Consider the following 18,768-nt stretch of genomic DNA (forward strand, 5'->3'; position numbering starts at 1 on the left):
TTTTTTGTTGTATAATTCATATGGTTCCTCGGTTCATGTGGGGCCATTTTTTTATTAAAAAATTTCAAGTGCTCCACAATTATATTTTATATAAATTGTGTTGCACTTGAAATTACAATTTAGCAACTCATATCAATAAAAAATTAATATGAGTTTTTTATCAAATTTTATTCGCCTAACTTAAAAAATAATTGTTTTGTGTTTTTATATAAAAAAATAACTAATAGTTTGCTATAATTAAGAAATATATTCCGTTATAAAAAAGGAGATGACAAAAATGGAAAATGTTAAAATTTTTGCATTAGGTGGTCAGGACGAAAACGGAAAAAACAGTTACGTTTTTAGTTATAATGATGATTTATACATAATTAATTCAGGTGTAAAAATTCCAATTAATTCTAAAAATGGTGTTGATACATTAATACCTGACTTTACTTTTTTAGAAAAAAATAAAGATAAAATTAAAGGAATTTTCATTACAGATATTAGAAATGAAAGTTTTTCCGCGTTACCATGATTGCTAATGAAAGTGCCAAACGCTAGAATTTATACTTCTTTCTTGAATAAACATTTCATTCAAGAAAGACTTCAAAAATACAATATAAAATTGGATAAATTTCAAATAAAAACAATTACAGAAAGAACTAAAATAGGCTCGATTGTTGTTCAACCGATATCTCTTCCTGGTTCAACCCCGGGAAATTTAGGTTTTGATTTCATAACTAAGTCAGGTGATTATTTATTTATGTTCAACTACGTTGAAGGTGATTTAGGAATTTTTGGTAAAACATGATTTTACCATTTATCTAAAGCTTTCGGAAAACGTAAGTTAAACGCTATAATTAGTGATGCTGGAAGATCAAAAACAAACGGTAAAGCCATTGATAAAATAAAATTACCAAAATATATTGAAGAATCATTTAAAAAATCTAATTCAAAAAGTAGGATTGTTATTGGTGCATATTCTGAAGATGTTGCTACATTACAACAAGTTATCGAACTTGCTAAAAAGTACAATAGACCAATTATTCCTTATGGTAAAAATTATGCAGACATACTTTTTTTAACTAAGCAATTTTTGGAAAAAGGGTATCCAGAATATCAATTTCCTGAAATATTAGATTATAAATTGATAAATAAAACAGATAATGCTGTTGTTTTAGTTACAGGTTCTATTGAGAGATTATATTCTCGTTTTGTTAGAATAGTTTCCAACGATGATGTTTATATGAAAATTAATAAACAAGACACTGTAATTATGATGGCACCTCCGGTGAATGGTTTAGAATCTGAAGCTGCACAAACATTAGATGAGATTGCTAAAGTTACTTCTAATCTAATTGATGTTCCAGAAAATGAGTATTTTTATTGTAGACCATCAAGAGAGGATATTTTTAGCTTAATTAAAAATTTAAAACCAAATTATTTTATACCCGCGCAGGGTTTATATAGATATTTAATTGACATTTGTGATTATTTACAAACAGAATACAAAAATACTAATCCAATTGTACTTTTAAACGGTAAAATTGCACATTTTGAAAACGGGAATTTAATTTCGCACAATGGTAGAATAAAAGAAATTGGGGATACTATCATAGATGGCTTTGGAGTTGGAGATATTTCTTTAGAAGTTCTTGCTGAAAGGGAGGTTTTAGGTCGTGATGGTGTTGTCATTATTAATTCTTTATATTCGCCTAAAACAAAGAAAATAATCGGTAAATTACATATTAATTATGTTGGTGTAATTAATAGTGATGAATACTCTAAATTTAATAGACTAATAAAAGATATAATTATTGATTTGATTTCTAGTAAAGAATATGCTAATATGAGAGAATTAAATGAAAGAGTTAGAAAAACTATAAGAAAAAAAATATTTAAATTAACAGATAAAGATCCGATGGTTGCTTTTACTCTTACACAGGTAAATTAAAATGTTAAAAAACAAATTATTAAATTTACTTAATATGCCTTATTTGGATGTGTTAAATAACAATAATAAGGAAGTATTTTATAAAAAAATAAGCAAAATAAAACTTACTATAGGGATAGTATTGTTTATTTTGCTTTTTGCTTTTTTTCTTTTGTTTAATTTAAATATTTTGCCTGAAATTTTAAATTGATTTTATATTTATACTTTTGGACTTTTATTAGGGAATACTATTATATTTCTCTTTATAGGATTTTTAATATTTTTTTGTTTTGAAATTTATTTTAATTTTAATGAAAACAAAATAATTTTCTATTTTAGTAGAGTTAATATGATTCGTATCGGTGAATTTAGATATAAACTTTATTCTTCAATAATATACTTTTTTGCGGGAGTTACACTTTTGGATCATTTAATTATACATTTTTTAACTATTGAAAACTTTATTTTTCAACCTAAAAATTTATCCTTAATTTTTATTGAAGGATGATGACAAAAGTTTGGGTTAAGCAAAAGTGACTATTTTACTATTAATAATGTTTCGGTTTGAAATAACACAGGAGTCTTTTTTGATACTCTAATAAATATTTTATATTTACCTTTTTTATCACCAATTTTACCTATTCTTGCTTTGGTTTTAATTATATTTTTTATTTTATCTCATTTAACAAACATTAAATTTCGCCAATTATTTAGTAATAAAAAAATAACACTAAGCGAAAAAGTAAGGTTTTTAAAAAACGAAAATAATGATTTTATATACACTAAAAAAGTAAAAGATTATTATGATTTTTTATTCTACGCAGCAAGACATTTTGCTTTAGATTTTAGAAATTTAAGTTATTCAAAATTAGAAAAAATAATTTTAAAAAAAACTAATTCAAAAGTAGTAGAAGATTTTTATTTTTGATATAATGACTTAAAGTCAAAGACTGAAGAGTTTGATTATAATATTGAAAATAGAATTACACCGATAACAATAAAATTATCTGAAGAGAAAAAATATAATCACGAAAAAGATTGGCTAGATGAATTTGATTTTCAAGATGAATTTAATAATTAATAAAAGGAGAAAAAATGATTAAAAAAATGAATTGAGCAGAAGCTCAAGAATTAATTAAAAATAAAGATACAGATAAATTAACTTTTTTAACTTTCACAACTGAATGATGTACAGATTGTAAAATGATGAAACCTGTTTTCAACGAAGTTGCAAATAAATTTGAAGGAAATAATCAAGTTGAATTTATAAATGTTGACGCTGAAGAAGCAAAACTTTTTAGAGATCCTAATACTAAATGAAGAGTTTTAAAGGTTCCTACAACTATATTATTAAAAGGAGATGAAATAGTTGAAAAAGGTTTTGAATACGTGCCAGAAGAAGTTCTAGAGGATTGAATAGACAAAAGAATTGCTTAATGATACACCGAGAACAGTTGTTAAAATTAAAAACCGAAAAAAATGATTTCTATTTTTCGGTTTTTATTATATAATTATAAAGCAACTATAACGTAGATCTATAAGGTTGCTAGTAATACAAAGTTGTTGAGGTATTATCTAGGTTTTTATAGTGAGTTATTGTTCAAAAGAACAAAAGGAGACAACATGAGCAAACTAAACATTAAAATTAAAGGGTTTGATCATACATTAGTTGATGAAGGAGCTAAAAAAGTTTATTTATTATTAAAAGAACTTAAAGCTAAAGTTAGTGGACCAATTCCATTACCAACTAAAAGAGATGAAATCACAATTTTAAGATCAGTTCACGTTAACAAACCAAGTCGTGAACAATTTGAAAGTAGAACTCATCAAAGATTAGTAGTTGTTGAAAACGCTAATAGTGAAGTTACTGACAAATTAAACAGATTAGAATTACCTGCTGGTGTAGGAATTCAAATTAAAGTTAAATAATTAAATTAAAATTTTTTAAGGAGAAAAAATGAAAGGAATCTTAGGACGTAAAGTTGGTATGACTCAAATTTACACTGAAACAGGTTTAAGAATACCTGTTACTGTAATAGAAGTACAACCAAATGTTGTTACTAAAGTTTTAACAAACGACAAAAACGGTTATGTAGCTACACAACTTGCTGTATTTGAACAAAAAGCTAACCGTGTTAATAAACCAGATAGCGGTCAGTTTGCTAAAGCTAAAACAACACCTAAGCGCTTCGTAAAAGAAGTTCGTGAAATGTCAGGTTTCGAACTTGGAGACACAATTAAAGCTGACATATTTAAAGCTGGTGAACTTGTTGATGTTACAGGTACATCTAAAGGAAAAGGTTTTGCTGGTACAATTAAAAGACACAACCAACACATTGGACCTAAATCACACGGTGGTGGTGGTGGTTCACAACCAGTAAGACAAACAGGATCACTTGGAGATATCGCAGGAAACAGAGTTTTCAAAGGAATGACAATGCCGGGTCATTTAGGTAATGTAAAAACTACTGTACAAAACTTAGAAGTTGTAAAAGTTGATTTAGAAAATAATTTAATTTTAGTTAAAGGATCAATTCCTGGACCTAAAAAATCATATATAGTTGTTAAAGAAGCTGTTAAAGGCCTTCCATCACATGAAGGTGTTAAACTTGTTGATGTTCAAGAAGTTCAATTATTAAATGAATTAATCGAACAAGCTAAAAAACATAATATTGAAGTTACAGTTGGAATGCATTCATCAGAATTAAAAGCATTAATAGAAGAAGCAGAAGCTAAAGAAGCTCAAGAAGGGGATAAATAGTTATGGCAGAAACAAAAAAAGCTAAAGTAGAAAAAGAAACTACAACAAAAACAACTAAAAAACCTGCTGCTAAAAAAACAACTACAACAACTAAAAAACCTGCTGCTAAAAAAACAGAAACAAAAAAAGTAGTAGCAAAAAAAGAAAAAGAAGTAAAAACAACTACAACAACTAAAAAAGTAGTTAAAAAAGTATTAAAATCAGAAGTTAAATTACCTAAAGCATTATTCCAAAGTGAAAAAATTTATGAACAAGCTATTTTTGATACAATTTTATCAGAAAGAGCATCAAGAAGACAAGGTACACACCAAGTTAAAAATCGTGCCGAAGTTAGTGGAAGTGGTAAAAAACCATGAAGACAAAAAGGTACAGGTAGAGCACGTCACAGTTCTATGCGTTCACCAATTTGAGTAGGTGGTGGTAGAGCTTTTGGGCCTCAATCAAATAAAAATTACTCACTTAAAGTAAATAAAAAAGTTAAATACAACGCTTTTGTATCAGCACTTACATTATTATCACAAGACAATGCAGTTATCGTTGATGACTTAACATTGAACTCAATCAAAACAAAAGATTTGGTTAATAAATTAGTTGAACTTAATGTAAATGATTTAAGACATGTATTAGTAGTAAATGAAGATTACAATGTATTTAAGTCAGCTAAAAATTTACCAAATGTTGCCACAACTAAAGCTAATTCATTAACAGTTGAAGAAATAATTGGTGCAGATGTAATGATAATTTCAAAACAAAGCTTAGAACTTTTGGAAAGAAAGGCTAAATAATCATGGAATTAACTCAAGTAATTAAATCACCAATTTTAACAGAGAAAACTGATGTTTTAAGAACAACACAATCAACATTTGTCTTTAAAGTTGATTATGCTGCTAATAAATATCAAATCAAAGAAGCTATTGAAACAATTTTTGGTGTAAAAGTAGCATCTGTTAGAACAATTAAAGTTGAAAAACAACCAAAAAGTGTTGGTCGTTTCCACGGATTTACAAATCGTTACAAAAAAGCTATGGTTAAATTAGTAGAAGGTCAATCAATTAACTATATTCCAAGTGATGATGAGGAAAAAGCACAAATAGTTTCTGAAGAAGTTAAAGAAGCTAAAAAAGCTAAAGAAGCAAAAGCAAAAGACGTTGAAAACAAAGTAGCTAAAAAATTAGCATCTAAAAAACAAGTTGCAACAAAAAAAGCGACTGTTAAAGCAAAAACAACAACAAAACGTAAAGTTGGTGGAGAATAGTTCTCCGATGAACTTTCGTTATTTCAATTAAAGAAAAATATAAAATAAAAGCGGACTAAAATATTGCTTAAAAGAAATTCCGCACTATTTTTAAGCAAAGGAGAAAAGATAATTATGGCAATTAAACATTATAAGCCAACTACAAATGGTCGTAGAAATATGTCTTCTCTTGATTTCAGACAAAACTTATCTGGTCATGCGCCTGAAAAATCACTTTTAGTTAATCTAAAATATCACGCAGGTCGTAACAACCAAGGTAAAATAACTGTTAGACATCACGGAGGACGTGTAAAAAGATTCTACAGACTTGTAGATTTCAAACGTAATAAAGATAATATCCCAGCTATTGTTAAAACTATTGAATATGATCCAAACCGTTCAGCTAACATTAGTTTATTAGCATATGCTGATGGAGAAAAAAGATATATATTAACACCTAAAGGAATAGTTTTAGGTCAAAAAGTTATTTCAGGAGAAAATGTTGATATCGTTGTTGGAAACGCACTTCCATTATCTAACATTCCTGAAGGTACATTTGTACACAACATCGAAATGCAACCAGGAGGAGGTGGTATTATAGCACGTAGTGCTGGAACATCAGCTCAATTACTTGGTAAAGATGACGATGGAAAATATGTTGTTCTTAGACTTAAATCAGGAGAAACACGTCGTGTATTAGCTCGTTGTCGTGCAACAATTGGTGTTGTAGGTAACGAAGAACATTCACTTGTTAACGTAGGTAAAGCAGGAATCAATAGACATAAAGGAATTAGACCTACAGTTCGTGGTTCTGTTATGAACCCTGTAGATCACCCACATGGTGGAGGGGAAGGTAAACAACCTGTTGGACGTAAAGCTCCACTTACACCTTGAGGTAAAAAAGCTCTTGGAGTTAAAACAAGAAAAACTAAAAAATCTTCAAATAAACTTATTTTAAGAAGAAGAAAGGATGCTAAATAATGGCACGTAGTCTTAAAAAAGGTCCATTCGCAGATGATCATTTACTTAAAAAAGTAGATGCTATTGTTGAAGGGAACGCACCTAAAAAACCAATTAAAACTTGATCAAGACGTTCAACAATCTTCCCAAGTTTCGTTGGTTTAACATTCGCAGTTCATAACGGAAATAAATTTATCGAAGTTTACGTAACAGATGATATGGTTGGATATAAATTAGGGGAATTTGCACCTACAAGAACATTTTCAGGTCATGGTGCAGATAAAGGTAAGAAGAAATAATGGCACAACAAGCAAAAGCACATGTAAAATTACAAAGGGTAAGTTCATCTAAAGCAAAATTAGTTGCTAACTTATTCAGAGGAAAAGATGTTAATGTTGCTTTAGGTCTTTTAGAAAATACATCTAAAAAATCAGCACCAATTTTCCTTAAATTACTTAATTCGGCAGTTGCTAACGCAACAAACAACCACGGAATGAACGCAGCAAAATTATTCGTAAAAGAAGTTTATGTAAATGAAGGTCCAACACTCAAAAGATTCCAACCAAGAAGTCAAGGTAGAGCTTATTCAATTTTAAAACGTACATCAAATTTATCAATAGTATTAGAGGAGAGAAACTAATGGGACAAAAAGTTAATCCAAATGGATTCCGTTACGGAGTTTCAAAAAACCATAATTCAACATGATTTGCAGATAAAGATAATTTCGGATCATATTTAGTTGAAGATGCTAAAATTTATAAATTCTTTGATAAATTAGTACGTGAATATCAAATCGGAAAAGTTGAAATAAAAAGAACTAAAGATAACAAAGTGACAGTTAACTTACACACAGTTAAACCTGCAGCAATGTTAGGTCAAGAAGGTAAGAACATTCAAGAATTAACAGTTAAGGTTCAAAAATTTGTTAAAAATAAAAATCTTAATTTAAAATTACAAGTTATAGAATTAAAAAATTATGACTTAAACGCAAGATTACTTGCAGAAATGATTGCAACAAAATTAGAAAACCGTGAAAGCTTCCGTCAAGCGCAAAAAATTGCCATTAGAGCCGCTTTAAAAGTAGGTGCTAAAGGTATTAAAACTATGGTTAGCGGTCGTTTAAACGGAGTTGATATGGCTCGTTCAGAAGGTTATTCTGAAGGAGAAATGAGACTTCATACATTAAGACAAAATGTAGAATACGCAACAGCAACAGCTAGAACAACATATGGAGCTATTGGTGTTAAAGTTTGAGTTTCACTTGGAGAAATTTTAGGAGGTAAAAAATAATGTTACAACCTAAAAGAACTAAATATAGAAAACCTTTTGTTGTTAGACACGACAAAAGAAAAGCTACAAAAGGAAACACTGTTGCATTTGGTGAATTCGGATTGCAAGCAGTTACATCAGCATGAGTTACAGCTCGTCAAATAGAATCAGCACGTATTGCAGCAACACGTAGAATGGGTCGTGAAGGTCAAGTTATTATTAGAATCTTCCCACATTTTTCTAAAACATCTAAACCTATCGGTGTTCGTATGGGTTCAGGAAAAGGTGCTCCAGAATTATGATATACAGCAGTAAAAGTTAACACAATGATGTTTGAAGTTGGTGGTGTTAGTGAAGAAATCGCACGTGACGCTCTTCGTTTAGCTGGTCACAAATTACCTGTTAAATGAAAAATAGTTCAAAGAAAAGGAGATGAATAATTATGAGTTACAAAGATTTATTAGAAAAATCAACAAAAGAGCTTGAAGAATTAACTTTAAAATTAAAAGCAGAATTATTCACACTTAGATATAGAAACGTTACTGGTGATTTAAGAGATACACACAAAATTAAACTTTTAAGAACAGATATTGCTAAAACTCTTACAGCATTAAATGCCAAAAAGGAGAATAAATAATTATGGAAAGAAATACAAGAAAAACTTTAACAGGTAAAGTTGTTTCAGCAGGTAAAAGTGCTAAGACAATTATTGTTGCTGTTGACACATACAAAAAACACCCACTTTATTCAAAACGTTACAAATCAACTAAAAGATTTGCAGTACATGACGAAAATGAAGTTGCTAAATTAAACGATATTGTTGTTATTATGGAAACAAGACCACTTTCAAGAACAAAACACTTTAGATTAGTATCAGTAAAAGAATCTGCTATCGAAGGAAACAACTAATATGATTTTAGAATTATCAAGAGCAAATGTAGCTGATAACTCAGGTGCAAAAACAATAGGTGTAATTCGTGTATTAGGTGGATCAAAGAAAAAAGTTGCTAAAATTGGTGATATTATAGTTTGTTCAGTAAAAAAAGCTTTACCTAACGGTATGGTAAAAGAAGGTCAAGTTGTTAAAGCAGTAGTTGTGCGTTCAAAATATGGTATTCACCGTACAAACGGTTCATATATTAAATTTGATGATAACGCAGTTGTTATTCTTAAAGAAGATTTAACACCACGTGGAACTCGTGTTTTTGGACCAGTTGCTCGTGAAATTAGAGAAAAATTCCCTAAAATTGTTTCTTTAGCACCAGAAGTATTATAGTAGTAAAGGAAAATTAAATTATGACAAAAATTAAATTTAAAAAAGATGACCAAGTTATTGTAATTGCTGGTAAAGAAAAAGGGAAAATTGGAGTTATTGAAAAAATATTCCACAAAACAAATAGAGTTATCGTTAAAGACGTAAACATTGTTACAAAACACAACAAACCAACACAACAAAATCAAGATGGTTCTATAACAGAAATGGCTGCCCCAATTCATGCATCAAACGTAGCTTATTTAGTAAAAAAATCAAGTAAAACAAGTAAACAACAAACTTCAAAACTAGGATATAAAATTAATAAAAACGGTAAAAAAGTAAGAGTTGCTAGAAAAACTCAAAAGGAAGTGTAGTATATGTTAAAACAAATTTATTTAGAAAAAGCAGTTCCAGCTCTTAAAGAAAAATACAACTACTCTTCATCAATGCAAGTACCTAGAATTGAAAAAGTTGTATTAAACATGACAGCTGGTAAAGAAGTTTCAAATTCAAAAGCAATCGAAGAAGTTTTAAATGAATTAACATTAATTTCAGGACAAAAACCATTCGAAACAAAAGCTAAAAAATCTAACGCTTCATGAAAACTTCGTGAAGGAATGGCTATGGGTGGAAAAGTTACACTACGTAGAGATAGAATGTGAGAATTTTTAGATAAATTAATAAATGTTGCAATGCCACGTATTCGTGATTTTCGTGGAGCAAACCCTAAAGCATTTGATGGTAGAGGAAATTTTGCTTTAGGTATTAAAGAAGAAATTATTTTCCCAGAAATCGAATTTGATAAAATTCGTCGTATTAAAGGATTAGATGTTCTTGTAGTAACTACAGCTAAAACAAACGAAGAAGCAAGAACATTATTAGAATCATTAGGTGTACCATTTGAGAAAAAAGGAGCTAAATAATGGCGAGAAAAGCATTAATAGTTAAGGCAAAGCGCGAACCAAAATTTTCATCACGTGCATATACACGTTGTGAATTATGTGGGCGTCCACATGCAGTATTAAGAAAATATAAAATATGTCGTATCTGTTTTAGAAACCTTGCACATGAAGGTAAAATTCCAGGTGTGAAGAAAGCGAGTTGATAATTATGTTTATTACAGATCCAATTTCAGATTTAGTAGTTCGTATTAAAAACGCGAATATTAGAAAACACAAAACAGTTTCAATGCCTTATTCAACAAAAAAAGAAGAAATTTTAAAAGTGGTTCACTCAGAAGGTTATATTTCATCTTATGAAGTTAAAGGTGAAGGTACATCAAAAGAATTAGTAGTTACATTAAAATACAAGAAAAATCAACCTGCTATTGTTGGGATTAAAAGAATCTCAAAACCAGGTCTTAGAGTTTATGTAAAAACTCTTGAAATTCCGACAATTATGTCAGGATACGGAACAGTTATCATTTCTACATCAAAAGGATTAATGACAGGAACACAAGCTAGAGAGGCAAAAGTGGGTGGTGAAATTATCGCTCACATTTGATAGGTAGTTGTATGTCTCGTGTAGGAAATCGTATTTTAACAATACCTGCTGGAGCAACAGTTACAGTAGATAATTCAACAGTTACAGTTAAAGGACCATTAGGTACTTTAACAAGAACATTTAGTCATTTAATCACAGTAAAAGTAGAAGATAATAAAGTTTCAACAATTCGTGCAAACGAAGAAAAAACAACTAAACAATTACATGGAACAACAAATTCTCATATTTCAAATATGATTGAAGGTGTTACAAAAGGTTTCAAAATTGATTTAGAAATTAAAGGGGTTGGATATAAAGCTGTTTTATCAGGTTCAAAACTAGATGTATCAGCAGGATATAGCCACATCCATTCATTAGAAATTCCAAGTGACATTAAAGTTACAGTTGCAAAACCAACAGAAGTTTCAGTATTTGGTATCGATAAACAAAATGTAGGACACTTTGCTTCAATTGTTAGAGCAGTTAGAAAACCAAGTGTTTATTCAGGTAAAGGTATTTCATACAAAGGTGAAAAAATTAGACGTAAAGAAGGGAAAACAGCTTCTAAATAATATTAAGAAGTTAATTAAAACATTATGGCAAAATTATCAAGAAATCAAGCTAGAAAAGTTAAACACCAACGTGCACGTTACTGAATTAACGGTACAGCTACAAAACCACGTTTAAACGTTTTTAAATCTCACCAAAACTTTTATGCACAATTAATCGATGACCAAAAAAGAGTTACATTAGCATCAGTTTCAACACTTAAAGATGAAACATATGGTGGTAATATTAAAGCCGCTGAAAAATTAGGTGAATTAATGGGTGAAAAAATTAATTCATTAGGAATTAAAGAAGTGGTATTTGATCGTGGTGGATATTTATATCACGGTCGTGTAAAAGCATTTGCTGAATCAGTAAGAGCGAAAGGAGTTAAATTCTAATTATGGAAAAAGATAATAAAAAAGTTTTAACTCAAAACGAAACAACAGGTACAAAAGAAGTTACTGCTAAAAAAACTTTTAGACCAAGAAAAAATGTTGCTAATGATCAAAACGAAAATTCAGATAAAGTTAGAACACAAAATCGTCGTGGACCAAGAAGAAACAACACAAGAAATAACCGTCAAAGAGTAGAATCAGAATATACTGAAAAAGTTATCGATATTGCTCGTGTTACAAAGGTTGTTAAAGGTGGAAGAAGATTTAGTTTCTCAGCCTTTGTTGTTATTGGAAATAAAAAAGGTGTAGTTGGATACGGTCACGGGAAAGCAAACGAAGTTCCAGACTCAATTAAGAAAGCTATCAAAGATGCTAAAAATAATTTAGTAACAGTTCCACTTGATAGTAAAACAGGTACAATTCCACACGAAATTCCAATGACAAAATACTTAGCATCAAAAGTTATGTTAAAACCCGCTCCAAAAGGAAAAGGTCTTATCGCTTCTGGTGCAGTACGTGCAGTTGTTGAACTTGCAGGTTACACAGATATCGTTACAAAAACATATGGTTCACGTAAAAAAGCAAATATTGTTAAAGCAACAGTTAAAGCCCTTAAACAATTAAGAACACCTGAACAAATTGCAGAACTTAGAGATAAAGATGTAAAGGATTTTAAATAATTATGGCAATTAAATTACATACATTAAAATCAACAGAAGGTTCAAGACCAGAAAAACACCGTAAAGGGCGTGGTCACGCTGCTGGAAAAGGTAAACAAGCTGGTAAAGGTCAATCAGGACAAAATAAACGTAAAGGGCACAGATTAGGATTTGAAGGGGGACAAACTCCTTGATTCCGTCGTATTGGAAAACGTGGATTTACAAACGTAAATCACGTTGAATACCAAGTAATTAATTTATCTGATTTAGAGTTAAAATTTAAAGATGGTGAAAAAGTAACAGTAGAAAGATTATTCGAAGAAGGTTTAGTAAAAAGATCATTACCAATAAAATTATTAGGAAATGGTACATTAACTAAAAAATTACATGTTGTAGTAAATAAAGCTTCTGCTTCTGCAAAAGCAGCATTCGAAAAACTTAATGGAACAATTGAGGAATTTTAATTATTTAAAATAGAGGGCAACCTCTATTTTTCTATTTATTTAAAAATATAAATATTGTAAATTAAATGTGTTGGAGTAAAAATAAAATTTATAATACAAAATTAAAAAGTGATTTGGAACAAAGAAATAGTAAAAATAATATTAAATCTATTAGATATTTATAATTATAGATTTGTTCAATTTTATTATAAATTTATTTAAAATTATTGATAAAAAAGAGGCTTAAACCTCTTTTTTATCAAATTTTTACTTTATCTTCATCAGGTACATACATTTTATCACCTGGTTGAATATCATAGGTTTTTTCAAATAATTTATTATTTCCTAAAATAACATTTGCACGTATTTCTGCTGGTGAGTGTACATCGGAATCTAATAAACGTTTAGCTGTACCTTCTTTGAAAATTGAACGTCATGTTCTTGCTCAACTTTCGAAAAAGTCTTTTGCTTTAAAGTCGGGCTGACGTTGTGCTGCCTCTAACGCACACTCAAACCCTCCTAAATCAGCAATATTTTCTAAAACAGTTAATTTACCATTAACTTTACCAAATTCTGTTTCTCTACCATCGTATAATTTGATTGTAGCATTTATTCTTTTTTCAAATTCTGCTCTATCATTGTTAGTTCATCAATTATTTAATTTACCATTTTCATCAAATTGAGAACCATTATTATCAAAACCATGTGATATTTCATGAGCTATTACAGCACCTATTGCTGCAAAATTAGTTGTTCTAGATCTATTAATATCATAAAACGGATAAGATAATATAGCAGCAGGGAATACTATATGGTTTTTTATCGGGTGATAGTATGCATTAATTGCTGATGGAGACATACCTCAAAATCTTTTATCTTCTTCTTTATGATATAAGCTAAGTCTATATTCTGCAAATATTTTATTAAATGAATGTACTGATGTAAATATACTTCCATTTTCATCGTAAGTTTTGACTTTAAATTGAGAATAATAAGGTTGTATTATTTCTGGATAACCTACCATATACTCGAATTTAGATAATTTTAGAAGTGCTTTATCAATTGTTTCTTTAGAAAGTCATTTATTATTTTTTAATCTTTCTTCGTAAACTTTAATCATACTTCGAACCATTTCTTCAACGTCTTTTTTAGCTTTTTCACCAAAGTATGTGTTTGCGTAATACATACCTAATGTCATACCAAAATATTTTTTAGTTAAATCAAATGCATAATCTTCTAAAGATCTATTTTTATTAATTGAGTAGACTTTGTTTTTGAATTCTGATGCTTTATTTCTAATTCTTTCGTTTAAGTATGGTGCTGTACCTAATAAGTTAAAAATAAACATTAAGTCTTTGAAATTTTCAAGGTTTTTATCACTAAAAATTTCATCAAAAGCATCAAAGATTTTAAGGTTTTGAATTGAAACTTCTGTTACCTCTTGTCCGATTAATTGGTCTAATTTAGTTCAGAAATCAAATTGATTAGATAGGGTGACTTCTCCTCTTTTTCTTAAGTTATATGCAGAAACATAGTCTGCATTTTCGACCGAACTTTTTATATAATCTTTATAAAGGTTATCGAATTCAATTGCATTATTAACCATTTTACTAGCAACTTCTTGTTCTAATCCATAATCAATTAATAAATCAAGGACCATTTCTTTTCAAACTTTTAATAATTTATTTTTTTCTTCTTCGTTTTCATATGTTTCTTTTGAAGGTAAAATTGTTGGCAATTCACCTAATCATGCAATTTTTCTTGTGGTATCAATAAAATCTTCATCAACAGAAAAATCAAATGGTAAGTATGAATATTCCAAATATTTATTTCTATCTCAGTTGAAAAAATCTTTAAAAGTCATATTTTTTAATTCGTTTCTAAGTGGTTCTAAAAATGTTTCTTTGGCCGGAGACCAGTTTAGTTCATCTCTTTTTTTTGTGTTGTTGATTAAATTATAAAATTTAATCATTTCTAATAATTGTGAATTATTAGGTATTTGACTTTGATCTTTCGATCATTTTGTTAATATTTCCTTTAATAATTTTTCTAAATTAATATCTAATTCATCAAATAAACTGATGCTTGAACGGTCATCTGGGATTTTAGCCGTTTTTAATCATTCTGCATTTACGTATGCAAAAAAGTCGTCTTTAAGTAATTTTTTTTCCATTTTTCTCCTATTTTTTTGGGTCTATATTTGTTTTAAGAATTGATAAGAATGCTTCTTGTGGAACTTCGATTGATCCAAGTTTTTTCATACGTTTCTTACCTTCTTTCTGTTTTTTAAGTAGTTTTTGACGACGTGTAACGTCACCACCATAAAGTTTAGCAGTAACATCTTTACGAAAGGCTTTAATTGTTTCGCGTGCAATAATTTTTCCTCCGATCGTTGCTTGCACAGGCACTTCGAAGTTTTGACGAGGAATTGCTTCTTTTAATTTTTGACACAATTCTCTTGCATTTTCGTACGCTCTATCTCTATGTGTAATTATCGAGAACGCATCAACTTTGTCTCCGTTTAATAAAATATCAACTTTAACCAAATCACTTTCGCGATATCCGATTCATTCATATTCAAATGAAGCATAACCTTTTGTACTTGATTTAAGTCTATCAAAGAAATCAAAAATAGTTTCTGCTAAAGGTAATTCATAAATAACAAGAGAACGTTTTTCGTCAATCATATCCAAATTTTTATAAATACCACGTTTATTTTGACATAATTCCATTACGTTACCAATATATTCATTTGGTATAAAAATTTTAGCTTCTACATATGGTTCTTTTATTTTATCAATAAATGTACGGTCAGGTAATAGTGTTGGGTTAGCGATCATTTCTACTTCGCCATTTGTCATATGCACTTCATATTCAACACTAGGACTAGTCGCTATTATTCCCACTTTATATTCTCTATCTAGTCTTTCTTGCAGAATTTCCATGTGCAATAATCCTAAAAATCCTACCCTAAATCCAAAACCAAGTGCTTTTGAAGTTTCTTGATCTCATGTTATAGAAGAATCACTAAGTGAAATTTTTTCTAAACTCTCTTTTAGTAAAGAATAATCTCGAGTATCTATTGGGTAAAATCCTGTAAAAACAACAGGTTTCATTTTTTTATACCCCGGAAGTGCTTTGCTTGTAGGGTTAGAAATTAATGTTATTGTATCACCAACATTAACTTCTTTTGCATCTCTAATTGCAGCTGATACTCACCCTACTTCCCCGGCTTCTAAAAAGTCTTTTTTAGTTTCATGCGGATTTCTAATCCCAAGTTCGATAACATGATAATTATTTTCTTCATCGTTTCTTGACATAAATTTAAATTTATCACCGACTTTAAGTTTACCTTCAAAAATTCTTACAAGCATAACAACTCCTCTATACGGATCAAAATAACTATCAAAGATTAATCCTTTAAGAGGTTTATTATCATCAGCATCTCTTGGTGATGGGATATATTTAACTATACTGTCTAGCAATTTATCTACACCTAATCCTGTTTTAGCAGAAACTAAAACAGCATTTTCAGTTGAAATACCAATCACTTCTTCTATTTCTTTTTTTACGGCTTCTACGTCAGCTGAAGGTAAATCAATCTTGTTAATAACAGGTATTATTTCAAGATTGTTTTCTAGTGCTAAATATACATTGGCTAAAGTTTGAGCTTCTATACCCTGAGTAGCATCAACAAGTAACAAGGCACCTTCTGATGCTGCCAATGAACGAGAAACTTCATAAGTAAAATCAACATGTCCGGGAGTATCAATTAAGTGAAAAATGTAATCTTTGTGTTTAATTTGGACAGCATTTAATTTAATTGTAATACCACGTTCTTTTTCTAAGTCCATTGAATCTAAAAATTGACTTGTTAAGTCTCTAGTTGCAACTGTATTTGTCATTTCTAAAATACGGTCAGCAAGCGTACTTTTACCATGATCTATATGTGCTATAATTGAAAAATTCTTTATCTTTTCTTTATTCATAAGTATTTAAATTATACTATATTAAAGTTATAAAATAACTATTATATTAATAAAAAAAGAGTCTTTTAAGTTGCGTTTTTTCAAAGTTTAGTATAATTTAAATTATGAAAAAATGAGTAATTTTTAGTGACGTTGACGGAACAATTTATCCGTTCCCAGGTAAGGTTTTATCTCAAGTAAATATCGATAAAGCTGTAGAAATTAAAGAAAAAGGTGTTGAATTTGTTATAAACACAGGAAATGCTCCTTATGAAAAAATACAAAGATTAGCAAATCAAATGAGTTCTCGTTATATTGTTTGCTCTAACGGTGCTTTAATTTTTGATAATCTTGAAAAGAAAGTTTTAAATATTGAATATATTAACACACAAGAAGCTAAAAAAATATGAGATTTAGCAGAACAAGTAGGGGTTTATTTATATTATTTTGGTGATAATAGATATTTTTTAAAAGACCCTACACCTGAATTTCGTAAATTTATAACAGAATTTTGTGAATATGATAATTGAATTTTAACTGGTGAAATACCTGATGATTTACATAAAATAGAATTATATGGTGATAAAGATAAGTTAAAAGAATTTTATGATAAAGCTATGAGCATGAATATTAATTTAAATATAGTTTACCTAGTTTCTCATATCGAAATTACTAAGCCCGGAATTTCCAAAGGAACTGGAATGAAATGATTATGTGATAACATTTTTGAAAGTGATGTTAAAACAGCAATGGCTATTGGAGATAGTCAAAATGATATATCAATGTTCGAAATGACAGATTATTCTTATGCAATGGCTAATATTGATGATTATTCAATACAATTTGCAAAATTACATACTTCAAGCGTTGAACAAAATGGTTTAGCAGAAGCTATTGATGATTATTTATATCGTACTGATTTTGAATTAAAAAGACAATTATCACAACAAGGACCAAAGCGTAAAAAATAAAGCAAAAAACGCTTTATTTTTTTATATTCAATAATATAATTCTCTATTATGAAAACATTATTTAAATTAGATCCTCAAAAACGTAAAATTATAACTTTAATATCTGTATTAATTTTATTAGTTATTACTAGTGGTTTAATAATCACTTGAATGATTTTATTCAAAAACTCTTCTATTAATCCTAAATCAATTACTAAGAGTTTAGAATCATATTTTTTTAGATATTCTCAATTCTTTTATTTTACTAATTTAACGAATTATTTCAGTTTAATCACACTGCTATTAATGTGTTTTAGTACAAAAAACATAATAAGAAGATTATTTTTTCATTCTTTAATTTTAATTTCAATTACATTTCTTGTTTATTGAGGATTAATCTCTTGAACAAGTAATTGAAAAAATATTTTTGAATCGTATAAATCGTTACACACTCATTTAATTAATCCTATGATAATATTTATTTTTGCGTTTATTTGAAAAGATAAGTTGAAAATACCACAAAAAGATAAGTTTATTTGTTTAATTTATGTTTTTTCTTATTTTATTTTTGCATTTTTATTATTCATAAGTACTTATTATTTAGAATATAATAAAGAACACGGTGTTGTGATTTACTCTTTCTTAAATTTCTTTCACCCTTTCTTTTATAAGGGCAATAATTTAGATCTTAAATTAACCTTGAATTTCATTATTATTTTAATAGGAATAGGTTTACCGATTTTAATTTTTAAATTTTGATATAGAATTTTGTCAATAAATAAAAAACTAGATATCTAGTTTTTTCCTAAAATGAAATATCAAGTGCAACACTTTCGTGCTTGGTATTTTTATTATATCTTAACGATCTAAAAAAATCTAAAATTTTACTTAAAAAATCAATATTATTACTTTGTTTTCAATATCAAAA

27 protein-coding genes are annotated in these 18,768 nt (G+C 28.7%); 25 read left to right on the forward strand and 2 right to left on the reverse strand.

All coding sequences use genetic code 4. The annotated features are described in order from the left end of the window. Positions 1-277 precede the first annotated feature (277 nt). The 23 genes from N9R85_RS02965 to rplO all read left to right on the forward strand — a co-directional run bounded on the left by N9R85_RS02965 (position 278) and on the right by rplO (position 12,943). Complete coding sequence (locus tag N9R85_RS02965) at positions 278-1,936, forward strand: ribonuclease J (RefSeq protein ID WP_262858532.1); 1,659 nt, start codon at positions 278-280, stop codon at positions 1,934-1,936. Positions 1,937-2,264: 328 nt separating this feature from the next. Then, entirely contained in the window at positions 2,265-2,996 is a 732-nt protein-coding gene (locus N9R85_RS02970; RefSeq protein ID WP_262858533.1) for a hypothetical protein, read from the forward strand. A gap of 14 nt (positions 2,997-3,010) precedes the next feature. Next, positions 3,011-3,352: a thioredoxin family protein gene (locus tag N9R85_RS02975; protein ID WP_205852457.1), complete on the forward strand. Its 342-nt coding sequence runs from the start codon at positions 3,011-3,013 to the stop codon at positions 3,350-3,352. Between the two features lie 186 nt (positions 3,353-3,538). Further along, a complete protein-coding gene (gene rpsJ, locus N9R85_RS02980) occupies positions 3,539-3,844 on the forward strand; it encodes a 30S ribosomal protein S10 (RefSeq protein WP_205852359.1) in 306 nt (101 codons plus the stop codon). 28 nt (positions 3,845-3,872) lie between these two features. Further along, the gene (gene rplC / locus N9R85_RS02985; RefSeq protein ID WP_262858534.1) at positions 3,873-4,676 is read left to right on the forward strand and encodes a 50S ribosomal protein L3; all 804 of its coding nucleotides are present in this window, start codon (positions 3,873-3,875) and stop codon (positions 4,674-4,676) included. 2 nt (positions 4,677-4,678) lie between these two features. After that, complete coding sequence (rplD, locus tag N9R85_RS02990; RefSeq protein WP_262858535.1) at positions 4,679-5,461, forward strand: 50S ribosomal protein L4; 783 nt, start codon at positions 4,679-4,681, stop codon at positions 5,459-5,461. A gap of 2 nt (positions 5,462-5,463) precedes the next feature. Then, positions 5,464-5,931, forward strand: a complete 468-nt coding sequence (gene rplW, locus N9R85_RS02995) for a 50S ribosomal protein L23 (RefSeq protein ID WP_262858536.1) — start codon at positions 5,464-5,466, stop codon at positions 5,929-5,931. Between the two features lie 114 nt (positions 5,932-6,045). After that, the gene (gene rplB / locus N9R85_RS03000; protein ID WP_205852355.1) at positions 6,046-6,891 is read left to right on the forward strand and encodes a 50S ribosomal protein L2; all 846 of its coding nucleotides are present in this window, start codon (positions 6,046-6,048) and stop codon (positions 6,889-6,891) included. Beyond that, on the forward strand, positions 6,891-7,169 hold the full coding sequence (gene rpsS / locus N9R85_RS03005) for a 30S ribosomal protein S19 (protein ID WP_262858537.1): 279 nt from the start codon (positions 6,891-6,893) through the stop codon (positions 7,167-7,169). Before rplB ends, rpsS begins: the two co-directional genes overlap by 1 nt. Beyond that, on the forward strand, positions 7,169-7,510 hold the full coding sequence (gene rplV, locus N9R85_RS03010; RefSeq protein ID WP_396888758.1) for a 50S ribosomal protein L22: 342 nt from the start codon (positions 7,169-7,171) through the stop codon (positions 7,508-7,510). Before rpsS ends, rplV begins: the two co-directional genes overlap by 1 nt. After that, a complete protein-coding gene (rpsC, locus tag N9R85_RS03015; RefSeq protein WP_262858538.1) occupies positions 7,510-8,160 on the forward strand; it encodes a 30S ribosomal protein S3 in 651 nt (216 codons plus the stop codon). Before rplV ends, rpsC begins: the two co-directional genes overlap by 1 nt. Beyond that, on the forward strand, positions 8,160-8,579 hold the full coding sequence (gene rplP / locus N9R85_RS03020) for a 50S ribosomal protein L16 (protein WP_174893038.1): 420 nt from the start codon (positions 8,160-8,162) through the stop codon (positions 8,577-8,579). The genes rpsC and rplP overlap by 1 nt, the downstream gene beginning before the upstream one ends. 2 nt (positions 8,580-8,581) lie before the next feature. Further along, complete coding sequence (rpmC, locus tag N9R85_RS03025; protein WP_174893037.1) at positions 8,582-8,776, forward strand: 50S ribosomal protein L29; 195 nt, start codon at positions 8,582-8,584, stop codon at positions 8,774-8,776. Positions 8,777-8,778: 2 nt separating this feature from the next. Beyond that, the gene (gene rpsQ / locus N9R85_RS03030; protein ID WP_241007011.1) at positions 8,779-9,048 is read left to right on the forward strand and encodes a 30S ribosomal protein S17; all 270 of its coding nucleotides are present in this window, start codon (positions 8,779-8,781) and stop codon (positions 9,046-9,048) included. Between the two features lies 1 nt (position 9,049). Beyond that, the gene (rplN, locus tag N9R85_RS03035) at positions 9,050-9,415 is read left to right on the forward strand and encodes a 50S ribosomal protein L14 (protein ID WP_205852352.1); all 366 of its coding nucleotides are present in this window, start codon (positions 9,050-9,052) and stop codon (positions 9,413-9,415) included. A 20-nt stretch (positions 9,416-9,435) separates the two neighbouring features. Then, positions 9,436-9,768 (forward strand): 50S ribosomal protein L24, encoded by a 333-nt coding sequence (gene rplX / locus N9R85_RS03040; RefSeq protein WP_216489767.1) that lies wholly within the window; start codon positions 9,436-9,438, stop codon positions 9,766-9,768. 3 nt (positions 9,769-9,771) lie between these two features. Further along, positions 9,772-10,317 (forward strand): 50S ribosomal protein L5, encoded by a 546-nt coding sequence (rplE, locus tag N9R85_RS03045; RefSeq protein ID WP_205852351.1) that lies wholly within the window; start codon positions 9,772-9,774, stop codon positions 10,315-10,317. Further along, the gene (locus N9R85_RS03050) at positions 10,317-10,502 is read left to right on the forward strand and encodes a type Z 30S ribosomal protein S14 (protein ID WP_174893033.1); all 186 of its coding nucleotides are present in this window, start codon (positions 10,317-10,319) and stop codon (positions 10,500-10,502) included. Before rplE ends, N9R85_RS03050 begins: the two co-directional genes overlap by 1 nt. Before the next feature lie 2 nt (positions 10,503-10,504). Further along, the gene (rpsH, locus tag N9R85_RS03055; protein ID WP_174893184.1) at positions 10,505-10,900 is read left to right on the forward strand and encodes a 30S ribosomal protein S8; all 396 of its coding nucleotides are present in this window, start codon (positions 10,505-10,507) and stop codon (positions 10,898-10,900) included. Between the two features lie 8 nt (positions 10,901-10,908). Continuing rightward, a complete protein-coding gene (gene rplF / locus N9R85_RS03060; protein ID WP_205852350.1) occupies positions 10,909-11,448 on the forward strand; it encodes a 50S ribosomal protein L6 in 540 nt (179 codons plus the stop codon). A gap of 24 nt (positions 11,449-11,472) precedes the next feature. After that, entirely contained in the window at positions 11,473-11,823 is a 351-nt protein-coding gene (rplR, locus tag N9R85_RS03065; RefSeq protein WP_241007010.1) for a 50S ribosomal protein L18, read from the forward strand. 2 nt (positions 11,824-11,825) lie between these two features. Then, on the forward strand, positions 11,826-12,500 hold the full coding sequence (gene rpsE / locus N9R85_RS03070; protein WP_241007009.1) for a 30S ribosomal protein S5: 675 nt from the start codon (positions 11,826-11,828) through the stop codon (positions 12,498-12,500). Between the two features lie 2 nt (positions 12,501-12,502). Next, positions 12,503-12,943 (forward strand): 50S ribosomal protein L15, encoded by a 441-nt coding sequence (rplO, locus tag N9R85_RS03075; RefSeq protein WP_262858539.1) that lies wholly within the window; start codon positions 12,503-12,505, stop codon positions 12,941-12,943. Between the two features lie 235 nt (positions 12,944-13,178). On the opposite strand, the gene N9R85_RS03080 is transcribed toward rplO, so the two are convergent. Further along, positions 13,179-15,095, reverse strand: a complete 1,917-nt coding sequence (locus N9R85_RS03080; protein WP_262858540.1) for a M13 family metallopeptidase — start codon at positions 15,093-15,095, stop codon at positions 13,179-13,181. Positions 15,096-15,102: 7 nt separating this feature from the next. Then, positions 15,103-16,911, reverse strand: coding sequence for a translation elongation factor 4 (gene lepA / locus N9R85_RS03085; protein ID WP_262858541.1), 1,809 nt, complete (start codon positions 16,909-16,911; stop codon positions 15,103-15,105). A 104-nt stretch (positions 16,912-17,015) separates the two neighbouring features. Here lepA and N9R85_RS03090 point away from each other — a divergent pair, with 104 nt between their 5' ends. Next, complete coding sequence (locus N9R85_RS03090; protein WP_262858542.1) at positions 17,016-17,861, forward strand: Cof-type HAD-IIB family hydrolase; 846 nt, start codon at positions 17,016-17,018, stop codon at positions 17,859-17,861. Between the two features lie 285 nt (positions 17,862-18,146). Continuing rightward, on the forward strand, positions 18,147-18,638 hold the full coding sequence (locus N9R85_RS03950; RefSeq protein ID WP_396888760.1) for an MAGa3780 family membrane protein: 492 nt from the start codon (positions 18,147-18,149) through the stop codon (positions 18,636-18,638). The last annotated feature ends 130 nt before the right edge of the window (positions 18,639-18,768 follow it).

The sequence above is a fragment of the Mycoplasma sp. CSL7503-lung genome (assembly GCF_025515455.1).
In the GTDB taxonomy this organism is placed as follows: domain Bacteria; phylum Bacillota_I; class Bacilli_A; order Mycoplasmatales; family Metamycoplasmataceae; genus Mycoplasmopsis.